Source organism: Flavobacterium sp. (assembly GCF_035760125.1).
GTDB lineage: Bacteria > Bacteroidota > Bacteroidia > Flavobacteriales > Flavobacteriaceae > Flavobacterium.
Map to the genome: position 1 here is coordinate 1 of NZ_DASTTN010000499.1, position 15,966 is coordinate 15,966.

At 34.4% G+C, this 15,966-nt stretch carries 11 protein-coding genes; 4 read left to right on the forward strand and 7 right to left on the reverse strand.

Translation table 11 applies throughout. The features are described 5' to 3' along the window. The coding region (locus VFS71_RS17785) for an ATP-grasp domain-containing protein (protein ID WP_326402952.1) at nucleotides 1-447 on the reverse strand (447 nt) is incomplete at its 3' end. Nucleotides 448-853: 406 nt separating this feature from the next. Between VFS71_RS17785 and gltB the strand changes: the two genes are divergently transcribed. From gltB to lysA, 3 genes are all read left to right on the forward strand, one after another. Continuing rightward, complete coding sequence (gene gltB, locus VFS71_RS17790; protein WP_326402953.1) at nucleotides 854-5,371, forward strand: glutamate synthase large subunit; 4,518 nt, start codon at nucleotides 854-856, stop codon at nucleotides 5,369-5,371. A 2-nt stretch (nucleotides 5,372-5,373) separates the two neighbouring features. Continuing rightward, the gene (locus tag VFS71_RS17795) at nucleotides 5,374-6,828 is read left to right on the forward strand and encodes a glutamate synthase subunit beta (RefSeq protein ID WP_326402954.1); all 1,455 of its coding nucleotides are present in this window, start codon (nucleotides 5,374-5,376) and stop codon (nucleotides 6,826-6,828) included. A gap of 320 nt (nucleotides 6,829-7,148) precedes the next feature. After that, complete coding sequence (lysA, locus tag VFS71_RS17800; protein ID WP_326402955.1) at nucleotides 7,149-8,372, forward strand: diaminopimelate decarboxylase; 1,224 nt, start codon at nucleotides 7,149-7,151, stop codon at nucleotides 8,370-8,372. 61 nt (nucleotides 8,373-8,433) lie between these two features. On the opposite strand, the gene VFS71_RS17805 is transcribed toward lysA, so the two are convergent. Both VFS71_RS17805 and pafA read right to left on the reverse strand, forming a co-directional pair. Then, on the reverse strand, nucleotides 8,434-9,402 hold the full coding sequence (locus VFS71_RS17805) for a cytochrome c (RefSeq protein ID WP_326402956.1): 969 nt from the start codon (nucleotides 9,400-9,402) through the stop codon (nucleotides 8,434-8,436). Between the two features lie 134 nt (nucleotides 9,403-9,536). Beyond that, the gene (pafA, locus tag VFS71_RS17810; RefSeq protein ID WP_326402957.1) at nucleotides 9,537-11,153 is read right to left on the reverse strand and encodes an alkaline phosphatase PafA; all 1,617 of its coding nucleotides are present in this window, start codon (nucleotides 11,151-11,153) and stop codon (nucleotides 9,537-9,539) included. Between the two features lie 314 nt (nucleotides 11,154-11,467). Between pafA and VFS71_RS17815 the strand changes: the two genes are divergently transcribed. Continuing rightward, nucleotides 11,468-12,283, forward strand: a complete 816-nt coding sequence (locus VFS71_RS17815) for a class I SAM-dependent methyltransferase (RefSeq protein ID WP_326402958.1) — start codon at nucleotides 11,468-11,470, stop codon at nucleotides 12,281-12,283. A gap of 43 nt (nucleotides 12,284-12,326) precedes the next feature. On the opposite strand, the gene VFS71_RS17820 is transcribed toward VFS71_RS17815, so the two are convergent. From VFS71_RS17820 to VFS71_RS17835, 4 genes are all read right to left on the reverse strand, one after another. Next, a complete protein-coding gene (locus tag VFS71_RS17820) occupies nucleotides 12,327-12,740 on the reverse strand; it encodes a hypothetical protein (protein WP_326402959.1) in 414 nt (137 codons plus the stop codon). 36 nt (nucleotides 12,741-12,776) lie between these two features. Next, a complete protein-coding gene (locus tag VFS71_RS17825; protein WP_326402960.1) occupies nucleotides 12,777-13,721 on the reverse strand; it encodes an NAD(P)H-dependent flavin oxidoreductase in 945 nt (314 codons plus the stop codon). A 14-nt stretch (nucleotides 13,722-13,735) separates the two neighbouring features. Continuing rightward, entirely contained in the window at nucleotides 13,736-15,349 is a 1,614-nt protein-coding gene (locus VFS71_RS17830) for a S8 family serine peptidase (protein ID WP_326402961.1), read from the reverse strand. 26 nt (nucleotides 15,350-15,375) lie between these two features. Beyond that, a partial coding sequence (locus tag VFS71_RS17835) for a tRNA methyl transferase PRC-barrel domain-containing protein (protein WP_326402962.1) occupies nucleotides 15,376-15,966 on the reverse strand: 591 nt, incomplete at its 5' end.

The following is a 15,966-nucleotide window of genomic DNA, read 5'->3' on the forward strand; positions in this document are numbered from 1 at the left end:
AGTATGTTCTGCCACTTCTTCAATATCCATTCCACCTTCAGTAGAATACATAATCATATTACGTCCTGTACCTCTATTCAAAAGAACAGAAACATAAAACTCAGAAGTTTCACTTTCACCTGGATAATAAACATCCTCAGCGATTAAAACTTTGTGTACTTTTTTACCTTCAGCTGAAGTTTGTGGTGTAATTAATTGCATTCCGATAATTTCGCTTGCAATTTCTTCTACTTTGTCAATTCCTTTGGCAAGCTTTACTCCACCACCTTTTCCACGACCACCTGCGTGTATTTGGGCTTTTACAACATACCAACTTGTACCTGTTTCGGCAGTTAATTGTTTTGCAGCAGCTACAGCTTCTACTGGACTATTGGCTACAATTCCGCGTTGAATGCGAACTCCATAGCTAGCTAAAATTTCTTTTCCTTGATATTCGTGTATGTTCATAATATAGAATTTGTCTGGATTCTGAATCTATTTCAGAATAAAAGTGGCACAAAAATAGCAAAATTTAATTTAATTGAAATTTTTTTTAATTATAATAACATATAAAAGTAAAAAACAGCCAATCTTTCATCTCAAACGTTATAGTGGGAAAAATTTAAAAATTCTCAGCATTTTTGTTAAAATAATTATCCACAAAAAGTATAATCCTATATTTATTACAAAAATCAAGGGTTTTTAAAATTTAAAAAAATATTTTTTGAAGATATGTCAATTCAGAAAGGAAAATTCAGCATTATTATCAAATATTCATACCTTTTTTAATTTTATAGCAAAAATAGAACCAAAACTCTGTATTCACTAGTTATATGTTATGAAATCTTTAATTTTGTAAAAAAAAATATCAAGCATGAGAGTTAAAGAACAAGGCCTTTATTTACCCGAATTTGAACACGACAACTGTGGCGCAGGATTTATATGTAATTTGAACGGAATTAAGTCTAATGACATTATTCATAAAGCTCTAGATATCCTTATAAAGTTAGAACATCGTGGAGCAGTAAGCTCTGATGGAAGAACTGGAGATGGTGCTGGAATCTTATTTGATATCCCACATGCATTCTTTAAGAAAGTTTGTGATTTTGAAATCCCAGAAGTTAGAGAGTATGCTGTAGGAATGGTTTTTATGCCTAAAAGTCCAAACCAAGTGGCATTTTGCAAAACCACTTTTGAAGACGCTATAAAAGATCAAAATCTATCTATATTAGGATGGAGAGATGTTCCTGTTGATGTTTCTAATTTAGGACAAATTGCCGCAGAAAAAGAACCAACCGTTAAACAAGTATTTGTTGGTAAAAACGGTTTAGATATTACAGAACAACAATTCAACGCCAAATTATTCTTGGCCAGAAAAATTGCTGAACATACAATTCGCAGTTCAAGAACTTCGGAAAGTCATATGTTTTACTTTTCAAGTTGTTCTACTACTACTATTATATATAAAGGTCTATTGATGCCGGAAGACATCAGCAGATACTACACTGACTTATTAGATAGCGACTTAGTGACCCGTTTAGCTTTGGTTCACCAACGTTTCTCTACAAACACTTTCCCTTCTTGGGATTTGGCGCAACCATTCAGATACATGTGTCACAATGGAGAAATCAATACTTTGAGAGGAAACGTAAGCAGAATGCGTGCTCGTGAAGAATTGATGAAAAGTGATGTTTTTGGAGAAGATCTAAAAAAATTATTCCCAATCATTTTAGAAGGAAAATCAGATTCAGCTTCTATGGATATGGTTGTTGAGTTATTATTAATGACTGGACGTTCTTTACCAGAAGTTATGATGATGGTCGTTCCTGAAGCATGGGAAAAACACAAAACCATGTCTGATGAAAAGAAAGCATTCTACGAATACAATGCTTGCATCATGGAGCCATGGGATGGTCCTGCGTCTATACCATTTACAGATGGAAACGTAATTGGAGCATTATTGGATAGAAATGGATTACGCCCTTCTCGTTATACATTAACCAAAAGCGGATTTGTAATCATGTCATCAGAAATTGGTGTTCTTGATATAAAACCTGAAGATGTAGTACAACACGGAAGATTGGAACCAGGGAAAATGTTCTTGGTTGACATGAACGAAGGTCGTATTATTGAAGACGAAGAAATCAAACATTCAGTAGTTACTAAACGTCCTTATAGAGAATGGTTAGATAAAAATTTATTGCAATTGGCTAAAATTCCTTATACGAACAATCCAATTCCAACTGAAAAAATAGATTTTGAAACAAGACAACGTCTTTTTGGTTACACAATTGAGGATTTAAAAACCATCATCAATCCAATGGGCGCTCAAGGTAATGAAGCATTGAGTTCTATGGGTAACGATACTCCTCTTGCGGTATTATCAGATCAACCTCAATTATTGTACAACTATTTCAAACAATTATTTGCACAAGTAACCAATCCTCCATTGGATGGTATTCGTGAAGAAATAATCACTGACACTAGTTTGGCAATTGGGGGAGATTACAACATCTTTGACATTACAGATGTTCACTGTAAAAAAATTAAAATTCAAAATCCTGTAATATCAAATGAGGATTTGGACAAAATAAGAAGCATTGACCATTCTGATTTCAAATCAGTTACCATTTCTACTTTATATAAAATAGAAAAAGGTGTAAATGGTATGGAGCGTGCTTTAGAGAAATGTGTACAAGCTACTTTCAAAGCGGTTTCTGAAGGATGCAATATTGTTATTCTTTCAGATAGAGGCGTAAGCAAAGAATTGGCACCAATCCCAATGCTATTGGCGACATCTTATATTCACCACTCTTTGAACATTCTAAAAGTTCGTTCTAAATTTGGTATTATAATCGAATCTGCTGAACCACGCGAACCACATCATTTTGCCTTATTATTTGGATACGGTGCTAGTGCAATCAATCCTTATATGGTAAATGAAATTATTCATAACCAAGTAAACGAAGGATTTATTACAGGCGTAAAAGCTGATTATGCAATTACAAACTTTAATAAAGCGATTGCAAAAGGGATTCTAAAAATCATGAATAAAATTGGTATCTCTACTTTACATTCTTATAGAGCTGCACAGATTTTTGAAATTTTAGGTTTAAACAAAACATTCACTTCTAAATATTTCCCTTATACTCCTTCTAGAATTGAAGGTATTGGACTAATGGAAATTGAAAAAGAAGTTAAAAAAAGATACCAAAATGCATTTCCAAAATCAGAAATTGCTAACCTGTTGCCATTAGAAATAGGAGGTATTTACAGATGGAGAAGAAACGGTGAAAAACACATGTTCAATCCAACTACAATTTCAAAATTACAACAAGCTGTTAGATTGAATAGTCCAGAAAGCTATAAAGAATATTCCAAAATGGTTAATGATCAAAGTGAAAACTTGATGACCATAAGAGGTTTGTTCGAATTTAACAATCTTGATCCAATTTCTATTGATGAAGTAGAACCATGGACTGAAATTGTGAAAAAATTCAAAACAGGTGCTATGTCTTACGGATCCATTAGCCAAGAAGCTCATGAGAATCTAGCGATTGCCATGAACAGAATTGGTGGAAAAAGTAATTCAGGTGAAGGTGGAGAAAATGCAACACGTTTCCAAAAAGAAATGAATGGAGACTCTAAAAACAGTGCCATCAAGCAAGTTGCTTCTGGAAGGTTTGGAGTTTCGATCAATTATTTGACAAATGCTCAAGAGATTCAAATAAAAATGGCTCAAGGAGCAAAACCTGGAGAAGGTGGACAATTACCAGGTGAAAAAGTAGTGCCTTGGATTGCCGAAACAAGAAACTCTACTCCTTATGTAGGTCTTATTTCTCCTCCTCCACATCATGATATTTATTCTATTGAAGATTTATCTCAATTGATATTTGATTTAAAAAATGCCAATCGTGAAGCGAGAGTAAACGTTAAGTTGGTTGCTGAAGTTGGGGTTGGAACAATTGCAGCGGGTGTTGCTAAAGCTAAAGCTGATGTTATCTTGATTTCAGGATATGACGGAGGAACTGGTGCTGCACCATTGACATCATTACAACACACAGGTATTCCTTGGGAACTTGGTCTTGCCGAAGCGCAACAAACTTTAATCTTGAATGACTTAAGAAGTCGTGTGGTTTTAGAATGTGACGGTCAATTGAAGACAGGTCGTGACGTAGCTATTGCTGCCTTGCTTGGAGCTGAAGAATTTGGATTTGCAACTGCTCCTCTTGTTGCTTCTGGTTGTATCATGATGAGAGCTTGTCACTTGAATACTTGCCCTGTAGGTATTGCAACACAAGATCCAGAATTGAGAAAAAATTTCAAAGGAACACCAGAACACGTTATTAACTTCATGTACTTTATTGCTGAAGAGTTAAGAGAAATCATGGCTCAACTTGGTTTTAGAACATTGAAAGAAATGGTTGGACAATCACAAAAATTGAATGTTAATAAAGCTATTAAACATTATAAAGCAAATGGATTGGATTTATCTACCATTCTTTATAAACCAGAAAAAGCAAAAACAGTTCCAAACCATAATACTTCAACTCAAGACCACGCATTAGAAAACGTGCTTGACTTTGATATCATTAAAGCTGCTATTCCATCTATTTATAGAAAAGAAAGAACCAGAGTTACTTTTGACATCAAAAACACAGACCGTTCAGTTGGTGCAATTTTGAGTAATGAGATTTCAAAAATATACGGAGCTCAAGGATTACCGGAAGATACAATTCTTGTTGACTTTACAGGTTCTGCAGGACAAAGTTTTGGAGCGTTTGCAACTAATGGGTTGTCATTCAAAATTCACGGAAACTGTAATGACTATTTAGGAAAAGGACTTTCTGGAGGAAAATTAATTATAAAAGTCCCTCCTACTGCTACATTCAAGCCTGAAGACAACATTATCATTGGTAACGTGGCTCTTTATGGTGCAATTACTGGAGAAGCCTACATTAATGGTATGGCCGGGGAACGTTTTGCTGTTAGAAATTCTGGAGCGACAGCTGTTGTTGAAGGAATTGGAGACCACGGTTGTGAATACATGACTGGAGGAACAGTAGTTGTTCTTGGAAAAACAGGTAGAAACTTCGCAGCTGGTATGAGCGGTGGTGTTGCTTATGTGTATGATGCCAAAAAGAAATTTGAAGATGGATTGTGCAATATGGAAATGGTTGCCTTAGAAACATTAGAAGAAGAAGATTTAGCTAAATTGAAACGCTTAATCAAAAATCATTCGATGTATACCAATAGCCCTTTAGCAAAACGCCTTTTAGGAGATTGGGAAAATGAAAGCAAACATTTCATTAAAGTAATGCCAACAGATTACAAAAAAGCATTACAAAGACTGGCAGAAGAAAAGCAAATTGAAGAATTAATAGCACAATAGTCATGGGGAAAATAGGTGGATTTAAAGAATATAATAGAGCCGACGAAAGTAACGTTGCTGTTCTAGAAAGAGTTACAAATTATAATGAGTTTACAATTCCATTATCAAAAGAAAAAATCAAAGAACAAGGTTCCAGATGTATGGATTGTGGAATCCCTTTTTGTCATAGTGGTTGCCCATTAGGGAATTTAATTCCTGATTTTAATGACATGGTGCACCAGGAAGAATGGGAAAGCGCATTGCAGATTTTACAATCTACAAATAACTTCCCTGAATTTACAGGTCGTTTATGCCCTGCTCCATGTGAGAAATCATGCGTATTAGGAATTATCAGCGAACCTGTTGCTATCGAAAATATTGAAAAAAATATAATCGAAAGAGGTTTTGCCGAAGGTTGGATTAAACCACAAACACCAGAAAAAAGAACAGGAAAAACTGTTGCTGTTGTTGGATCTGGCCCTGCTGGATTAGCGGCAGCACAACAACTTAATCGTGCAGGTCATACTGTCACCGTTTTTGAAAGAGACAATGCAATAGGCGGTTTATTACGTTACGGAATTCCAAATTTCAAATTGGAAAAAGGAATTATCGACAGACGTGTAAAAGTATTGGAAGCTGAAGGAATTGTTTTCAAAACAAATGTAAACGTTGGGGTTAACTTTAGTGTTGAAGAATTAGAAGCTTTTGATTCTATCGTTTTATGTGGTGGCGCTACCGAGAAAAGAGGATTACCTACTAAAGGTGCCGATAGCAAAGGTGTTGTCCAAGCTATGGATTTCTTGACTCAACAAACAAAAGTATTGTACGGAGAAAAAATTGAAGATCAAGTATTGGCAACCGGAAAAGATGTAATCGTTATTGGTGGTGGAGACACAGGATCGGATTGTGTGGGAACTTCAAACAGACACGGTGCAAAATCAGTGACTAATTTTGAAATTATGCCAAAACCTCCAGTAGGAAGAAGTGAAACCACACCATGGCCATTTTGGCCGTTGCAATTAAAAACATCTTCATCACATGAAGAAGGTTGCGACAGAAACTGGTTGATCAATACCAAAGAATTCCTTGCCAACGAAAAAGGAGAATTGATTGGATTGAAAACTGTTGAAGTACAATGGAAAATAACTCCAGGACAAAGACCCGAACTAATTGAAAAAGAAGGTTCCGAAAAAATTTGGCCTTGTGATTTAGCTCTTTTAGCTCTTGGATTTACAGGTCCAGAAAAGACATTAGCTGAGCAATTAGGAATAGAAGTTGACATTAGAACTAATTATAAAGCAACTAACTATCGAACTAATGTGCCACATATTTTCACAGCTGGTGATATGAGAAGAGGTCAATCTCTAATTGTATGGGCCATCTCTGAAGGTCGTGAAGCCGCTAGAGAAGTTGATTTATATTTAATGGGTTTCACCAATTTGCCAACAAAAGGAAATGGTGATTTACCAGCTTTATAATATTTGAAATAAAAAATTAAAATCCCTTGATATCATTTTTATCAAGGGATTTGTTTTTTGAACTGACCAGAATTCAAACTTCGTTAAAAATTTAATTATTAAACAAAGTAACTGTTAACGAAATATTTTTTTATCATCACAAAGACACACTCAATAAATTTTTAAAACAAGTCAAGGATTTTAAACTAAAGTTAAAAAAAACCACAAACAAGAACTATTTGTTGCAATTTAAACAATTTGTTATAATTTGTTAAATAACCTCAAATTGTTTGGTCGTAATACCAAAGAATAATAAATTTGTCAAAAAAATAATAAGCAAGATGCAAGCAAACGATTTACTACACTTAGCAGAACAATTTGGAAGTCCACTTTATGTGTATGATGCCGAAAAAATACAATCCCAGTATAATCGATTAACGAAGGCTTTTTCTAAAGTTCCTAATTTACGCATCAACTATGCAATGAAAGCATTGTCTAATGTCGCTATTCTCCAATTATTGAGGGATATGGGATCTGGACTGGACACTGTTTCTATTCAAGAAGTACTGTTAGGTTTACATGCTGGTTATGCACCAGAAAAAATATTTTACACTCCAAATGGCGTTTCTTTAGAAGAAATTGAAGAAGTACATGCATTGGGAGTTCAAATCAATATTGATAACTTATCTATATTGGAGCAATTTGGAGCAAAACATCCACACGTTCCAGTTTGTATTCGTATTAATCCACACGTAATGGCGGGTGGAAATGCTAATATTTCGGTTGGACATATCGACAGTAAATTTGGTATTTCTGTGCATCAATTGCCACATTTAGTTCGCATTGTTGAGAATACAAATATGAACATTGTAGGTATTCACATGCATACAGGTTCAGACATATTAGACATTGAAGTATTTTTATATGCTGCAGAAATCTTATTTGATGCCGCCAAAAACTTCAAAAACTTAGAATTTTTAGATTTTGGAAGTGGCTTCAAAGTTCCTTACAAAAAAGATGATATTGCTACTGACATAGATGAATTAGGTAAAAAATTATCAAAAAGATTCAATGCTTTCTGTGTTGAGTACGGAAAAGATTTGACTTTAATTTTCGAACCAGGTAAATTTTTAGTAAGTGAAGCTGGATTCTTTTTGGCTAAAGTAAACGTGGTTAAACAAACAACTTCTACTGTATTTGCAGGTATTGACAGTGGTTTCAATCACTTGATTCGACCAATGCTTTATGGTTCGCAACATTTCATAGAAAACATCTCTAATCCAAAAGGGAAAGAACGATTTTATTCAGTTGTAGGATACATTTGTGAAACAGATACATTTGCAACCAACAGAAGAATTTCAGAAATTAAAGAAGGAGATATTTTATCTTTCCGCAATGCTGGAGCTTATTGCTTCTCAATGTCTTCTAATTATAATTCAAGATACAAACCAGCAGAGGTTTTATGGATGAATGGACAAGGGTATTTAATCCGAGCTCACGAAAAATTTGAAGACTTACTTCAAAATCAAATTCCGTTGCCCGTAACTGCAGCCGCAACAGTTTAATACAAAAAAACCCGTCTCGTCTTTTTAGGACTAGACGGGTTTCTTTTTTTAAAACACATCCCTAAGGATTAGTAAACTTCTCAACACTATTGTGTATCGGCTTGATCGTTTTTAAATAGGCGTAAATTGCTTTTAAATCCTGTTCTTTCATCCCACCATACATTGTCCAAGGCATAACAGTATTAAAAAAACCTTTTGAAATTTTATTGGAAACATAAGTACTGTCTGTATAGAATTTAAAACGTTTAACAAAATCAGTCTCTGTCCATTTACCAATGCCAGTAGCTTTATCTTGAGTAATATTGGCCGAACGTGCAATACCTCCGGTCACCATAGGAAACTCAAAACCACCAGCCAATTCCATACCTTCAATTGGCGCTCCTTTTTCCTGTTTTGAATGACAAACCGAGCATGAAGCAGCATTAAACAAATAACCACCATAAGCAACTACATCACTTTCGTTTGGCTTTTTAGAAAAATGAGGTTTCTTCGGAAGAGTGTTAATTATAAAATTCATAGGAAAATCAGGTTCAGATTCCGGAACTATATTTTTTATAGGCTTCAGTGTTCTTAAATAAACAATGATAGACTCCAAATCTTCTCTATCCATTTGTCCAAAATGAGGATGCGGCATTATTGGAAACAATGCTTTACCATTTTTAGAAACACCACTGGAAATTGCCCTTAAAACCTCTGCATCAGTCCAATCACCTATACCGGAAGGTGTAATATTTTTAGAATAAAAACTACCTGGAAAGCCAAATCTTTGATCGAAAACTTCTCCTCCTTTACCCAAAGTCCCTTTTATTACTGGTCCGGAAAACTCATTCCAATTTCGTGTGGAATGACAATCAACACAAACACAAACATGGGTGGCCAAATACTTTCCGCGTTCCAATCGGCTTGCAGTTGGCTTAATACTAAGATATTCAATCTTCCCTACATTAGGCAAAGCCAGTTTTACATACAATAAAATTGTCATCACCACAATGACAAGTAATAATAAGATTCCTTTGATAATTTTCTTCATAATTAAATATTAATTAAACAAAACTATACAAATTTAACAGTTTCTTTTAAAATAAAACATTAATAATAAAAAAAACGATAAAAAAAATCCCATTCATCAAGATGAACGGGATTTTAAGTACTGTAAAAAAAAGTCTATTTTTTAATAAACAATTCTTCTAAAACTTCAGATTCTGTACCATTAGGAGTAGTAATTTTAAGCATTTTAGAAAGCGTAGGAGCAATTTCTGTTATGTATTCCTTTTTATTTGATTCTCCTTTCGGAACCTGCCATCCATAAAAAAGCAAAGGAACATTGGTATCATAACTATTCGGAGTTCCGTGTGTGGTTCCAGTTTCAATGCTTTCCAAATACCCCGCCCCTTCAAGAACTACAAGATCTCCACTTTGCTTTACATCGTATCCTTTAAAAATAAAGTTCAAATAATAATCTTGAGCAGAACCCGCCAAAATATCTTCTTGAGTATATACTCTTTTAATATAAACTTGAGTCATTAAAAAGTCTTTGAAACTTTGTTTCACTTTAGCTAATTCCAATCCTTTTTGCTTAATAACATCTCTATCTAAGAAAACATTAAAATTAGAATAACTCAATACTAAATTAGCTCCAAAAGTATCTGTTGAAAATTTATTTAACGAAGCAAAAATCTCTTTCGAAGAAATATTTGTTACATCGTATTTATGATCTTTCAAATAAATCGGATTTTCGGCAACAGCATGATCTGCAGTCAAGAAAACCAAGTAATTATCCTTACCGACAGTTTTATCCAAATAATCTAAAAATGTTGAAATCGTAAGATCTAAACGCAAATAAGTATCTTGAACCTCCATTGATCTAGGTCCAAAAGTATGTCCAACATAATCGGTTGAAGAAAAGCTTACCGTCAAGAAATCAGTAATATTATCTTTTCCCAATTCTTCTTTATCAATTGCTCTCATCGCTAATTCAGCCAAAAAATCATTCCCAAATGGAGTCGTCTTTAAAACTTCCATTCCAGATTCTTTATAAATTTTATTCAAATCATAAGGAAATATAGGAGGCAAAGTTTTGTCCAACCTTCCTTCATATGGATTATTATCAGGCAAGCTTTCGTTATAAGTATCAATCGGTTTCAACAAACTCCACCCTTTTTCAATATATTTCATATAATTCTTTTCGCTGTTGAATTGAGTAACCCAGTCAGGCATTTTTTCACCATAAAAGCTACTTGAAATAAATACTCCCGATTTAGTACACCAAAATGCCCAATTCGCAAAATGTCCAGCAGGTAAAATAGCTCCACGGTCTTTAATACTCAAACCGATTACTTTTCCTGTAAAGTTTGTAGCCATTCTCAATTCATCAGTAATTGTAGTACTCAAAAGATTTTTTGGAGACATTGCTCCTTCTTTTTCAGTACCCTCCACAAGAGTTTTAACGCTGGCATCATCCGTACAATACATATTTTTTCCAGCAGAACGAATGTACCAATCATTTCCGATTATCCCATGCGTAGCAGGTGTTGTACCCGTGTAGATAGAAGCATGCCCAGGAGCAGTAAATGTTGGCGCATAATTATAATTCATATTATAAAAAGTAAATCCATTATCCATTAGTCTTTTAAAACCTTTAGCTGAAAAATCATCTGAATATCGATACAAATACTCCATTTTCATTTGATCTACAACGATTCCAACAACCAATTTAGGGCGCTGTTGTGCTTGACTACTAATAGAAAAAACACATACTAAAAACAAAACAATTTTTCTCATAATAAATTTTTAATGGTAAACAAAAATACACTTTATCTTGTAAAAAAGCCTAAATCAAAATAACTAATCCAATAAAATACCCCATTAATAATCAAAAATTAGTAAATCATCAAAATCATCTGGGCGTGACCCCATTATGAAAAGAGGCCTACACTACTTTGCGAGTATTCGGCCTCTTTCCATAATGCTGTCGTGCTATCCATGCTACTTCGGTAGCTTATTTCTATCCCTCACGCTCACTGCCATGAAGAACTTTTTTTAGAAATTAAGAACTTTCATTTTCATAATCTAAAAAACAAAAAATAATATTAAATTTGAGTACCAAACTATTGATCATGAATATGTACGACAACGAAAATACCGTCCAAAAATCATTTGATGACCAATATCTCTCAGAAGATTTATTACAAGCCCAATGGGCCGAATTTACGGAACTCAAAAAAGCAATCTCCAAAATATATCTAAAAAAAGGAAGTCCACTTACCCTTTTGGATATAGGGATAGGAAGCGCGAGAATAGCCCGTCACTTAAGTGCCATACCTGAAATGTGGCAAATGATTGAAAACTATGAAGGTACCGATAATGCCGAAGCATGTATAAAACTATCACAAGCAACAGCTAAAGAACTGAATATTGAAGACAAACTAAAAGTACACCTACTCGATGCTGTCAATTTATACCAGTTGCAAAAAAAATACGATTTAATTATTTGTACTTGGTTTACTCCTGGCAATTTTTATCCCGATAATTTTCCTTTCAATGAGTATAACGATTCTCATAAAAGATTGGATTTATCCAAGAATGAAAAATTTACGACTATTTTTTCAAATGCCTATTCTTTGTTGCATCCAAATGGAGAAATAATCCTTGGTGCCTGCTACATTGACAATGACAACACCCGAAAAAAACAGGAGCAATCCTATCTAAAAATGGGAATGAAAATAATCACGAATTCCAACGATAGCTTTACTGCCACCAAAGAGCAGTTTTGGTCACAAAGATTTACTCAGGAAAAAATCAAAGCCTATTTATCTTTTGTAAATCCCAAAAATATTCAATTTACGCCTCTCGATCCTTATGATTATGCGATGCAAATCAGGATTAAAAAAACCTTAGAAAGTAATGGTTAGTTTAAATTTTATTGGCTTAAAAAAAAAACAGTCAATCCTTTTTTTATTCAAAATTGACAATGTTATAAGCTAATACCCTGTCTTCATATTTAACATACAACTGTTTCCTGTTGTCTTGCTTTTTTCTGGTAATGAACGAAAGGGTACAATCTTCTCCATTGTTGTCTTTACAAACAAATGGATAAACAAGATCAGTTGCGCTTTCTTCAGCAGGAAGAGATTCAATAATTTCAAACAACTGAATTGCTTCCGAATAAATCACAATCCTATTTTTATTGGTATCCAAATTAACCACTATACTTACTGGCTTTAATTCGCTCCAATCACCAAATTTACCATTTCCCTCTTTTACAGAAACACTTAAACCCGTCGTTTTGAATTTATAGGCTTGACTAAATCCATGATTCAATCCAAAAAAAAGAAACAGTAATAGAAAACCTGTTTTTAACTTACTCATTATCTTAAAATTTGTATGAAAACAAATATAACACTTTTAAAAACCAAATGAAACTACTTCCAACTTTGCTTTCTCAAATTCGACAACCATATCATTTACAATATCTTTTGCTGGCAATATTTCTTTTATCAGCCCTGCAATTTGTCCAATTTCCAATTCACCTTCATTCAAATCCCCTTCAAACATACCTCGTTTGGCTCTTGCCCTCCCCAATAAAGTGGCCAATTCTTCTTTAGTAGGACATTTTTCATACAATTGCTGTATGTCTTGATAAAATTTATTTTTAATCAAACGAACTGGCGCCAATTCTTTCAGAGTCAACTGCGTACCTCCTTCTTGAACTTCAATAATGGTTCGCTTAAAATTTTCATGAGAAGAAGACTCTAATGAAGCGGCAAATCTGCTCCCAATTTGGACTCCGTCTGCCCCAAGAATCATTGCAGCAAGCATTCCGTGACCTGTAGCAATTCCTCCGGCAGCAATTAACGGAATAGAAATTTTATCTTTTACCATCGGAATCAAAGTGAAGGTTGTTGTTTCCTCCCTTCCATTGTGTCCACCTGCTTCAAATCCCTCAGCTACAACAGCATCTACTCCCGCATCTTGAGCCTTCAAAGCAAAAACTGAACTGCTCACTACATGGACAACTGTTATTCCATTTTCTTTCAAAAATGGAGTCCAAGTTTTAGGATTTCCCGCCGATGTAAAAACAATTTTCACCCCTTCGTCAACGATAATTTTCATTATTTCTTCAATATTTGGATACAACATAGGAACATTGACACCAAATGGCTTGTTTGTTGCTTTTTTACATTTTTGGATATGCTCTCTCAATACTTCTGGATACATAGAACCGGCACCTATCAAGCCCAACCCTCCTGCATTACTCACTGCACTTGCTAATTTATAACCACTGTTCCAAATCATTCCTGCTTGAATAATAGGATATTTAATATTGAAAAGGCTTGTAATTTTGTTCATATAAAAAAATTGCTTTATTGTTTGATTAATTTTCCAGTAGTCACATTACCATTACAATCTATTTCATAAATATAGATTCCAGCCTGCAATGCTTTTAATGAAATAGTTGGAGAAGATTTAGTGATTATTTGTTCTTTTATTTTCTGACCTAGCAAAGAATAAATACGCAGAACGCCTGTGTCAAAACTTTGATAAAAAGAAACCGTACTTATATCACTTGTTGGATTGGGGTACAGAAAAACATCTTTTATCGAATAATCATTAAGCCCTAATCCATTGGACAATGCCAAACTGAAATCTGGGATTCCGTACCCATATTGATTATCTGGAACTGTATATCTATCGGCTGATTTTACAATTAAATCTTTAATTTCTTTATTGGTTTTATTAGGAAAGGCTTGCCACAAACAAGCCACCATTCCCGCCGTAATTGGACTTGAAAAAGAAGTACCGTTAGCTGTCACAATATTACCTGAGGAATCAGATAAAACTACTGATTGTCCTTGTGCCATAACATCTGGTTTTACTCTTCCATCAATTGAAGGACCCACCGAACTAAAACTGGTTACTGTCTTAGTAGCTGTTACTGCTCCCACAGTGAGTACAGAAATACCATCTGCTGGAACTGCAATATGAGGATTTACAGTAGCCCCTTCATTCCCAGCGGAAGCCACCACTATCATTCCACGAGAAAAAGCAATTTCGGCACCGCGAGTCATAAAGGCAGTTTTACCGTCCATATCATTATAAGTGTGATTGTATGCTGCATTATCAAATTCAAAATAACCCAATGAAGTATTAATAACATCTACTCCCAAACTATCAGCTTTCTCTGCTGCTTCTACCCAATAGGATTCCTCAACAGGGTTTTCAGAGTCAGCATCTTCTGTTCTAAACAAATAGTAAAACGCATCTGGAGCAGTTCCCACAAGAGCATTATCTTTAAATCCTCCCATACTAGAAAGAACCATAGCTCCATGTGAATCTCCAGTGTAAAAATTGACATCTTTATTCACAAAATCATACCCTCCCAATATTTGATTATTGTCCCGCAGCCTTTGGAATGATTGAGCAGTATTGACACCAGGAAAACCGGCATCCATAACCGCAATTATTTTTCCTGAACCTGTATAATTTTGTTGATGCAATACATCACCATGAAGCATTTGAATTTGATTTGCAGAGCTGCCATAAGCAAAATCCACAAGCTTTTCCAATTCTTTATGAACGGCTTTCATTTTGTTTGTAGTAGCTTTTTTTCCAGTCGTATTGAGAGATCTATTGGCAAAATCAATTTTATCCACAAACGAAAAGGATTTCAAAGAATTAATATCTGTTTGAGTTCCTCGAATATGCAAAGCATTTAACCACTTGGATTTGGTAAAAACAGTAATACCTGAAACTGCCTTTATTTGACTAATAAAACTAGCATCAATAGGAATATCTTTTGAATCTAAAGGAATATTTTGTTTTGTTCTTCGATCTATGGCTCTTTGCGAAAGCATCAACAAAGGATTGTCATAATAACTTTGAGAATTATTTTTGACATTAAAATATACCCAAGCATCTTCTTGGGAAAAACCAACAAAACAGGAAAAGAACAAAATAAAAAATAGTATTTTTTTCATGTTTTGCAACTAGTTAATTATTTAGCTTATGAAATAACTCCAGAACCAATTAACTCATCATTTAGATACCAAGCTGCAAATTGTCCTTCTGTAATTGCAGATTGTGGTTCTTCAAAAGAAATATACATACCATCTTCAAATTGATGCAAAGCGGCTTTTTGTAAAGGCTGTCTGTATCGGATGCGTGCCATAACTTCCATAGTTTCGCCATTGGCCAAAGCCAAATCTTCACGAATCCAATGGACTTCTGATTTTTCAATAAACAAAGCTTTTTTGAACAATCCCGGATGCATACTTGATAAACCGGTATAAATTGTATTAGTCTCCACATCTGTGGAAATGACAAATAAAGGATCAGTTGTTCCACCAACATTCAATCCTTTTCTTTGGCCAACCGTAAAATAATGGGCACCTTGATGTTTTCCCATCACTTTCCCCATTTTGGGAGTATAAGGTAATTTTCTGGAAGCAAAAAGCAATTGTTCTTCAACGGACAATTCGTTTTGCATTCCATAAGAATATACAGGGTCGTTTTTGTCTATTTGAATAATTGTTCCTTCTTTTGGTTGCAATTTTTGTTGAAGAAATTCAGGTAAACGCACTTTACCAATAAAACA

Bases quoted from the DNA above. Each gene is read 5' to 3' on its own strand.
- gltB (WP_326402953.1), top strand. From the start codon at position 854: ATGAGAGTTAAAGAACAAGGCCTTTATTTACCCGAATTTGAACACGAC.
- VFS71_RS17795 (WP_326402954.1), top strand. From the start codon at position 5,374: ATGGGGAAAATAGGTGGATTTAAAGAATATAATAGAGCCGACGAAAGT.
- lysA (WP_326402955.1), top strand. From the start codon at position 7,149: ATGCAAGCAAACGATTTACTACACTTAGCAGAACAATTTGGAAGTCCA.
- VFS71_RS17805 (WP_326402956.1), bottom strand. From the start codon at position 9,402: ATGAAGAAAATTATCAAAGGAATCTTATTATTACTTGTCATTGTGGTG.
- pafA (WP_326402957.1), bottom strand. From the start codon at position 11,153: ATGAGAAAAATTGTTTTGTTTTTAGTATGTGTTTTTTCTATTAGTAGT.
- VFS71_RS17820 (WP_326402959.1), bottom strand. From the start codon at position 12,740: ATGAGTAAGTTAAAAACAGGTTTTCTATTACTGTTTCTTTTTTTTGGA.
- VFS71_RS17825 (WP_326402960.1), bottom strand. From the start codon at position 13,721: ATGAACAAAATTACAAGCCTTTTCAATATTAAATATCCTATTATTCAA.
- VFS71_RS17830 (WP_326402961.1), bottom strand. From the start codon at position 15,349: ATGAAAAAAATACTATTTTTTATTTTGTTCTTTTCCTGTTTTGTTGGT.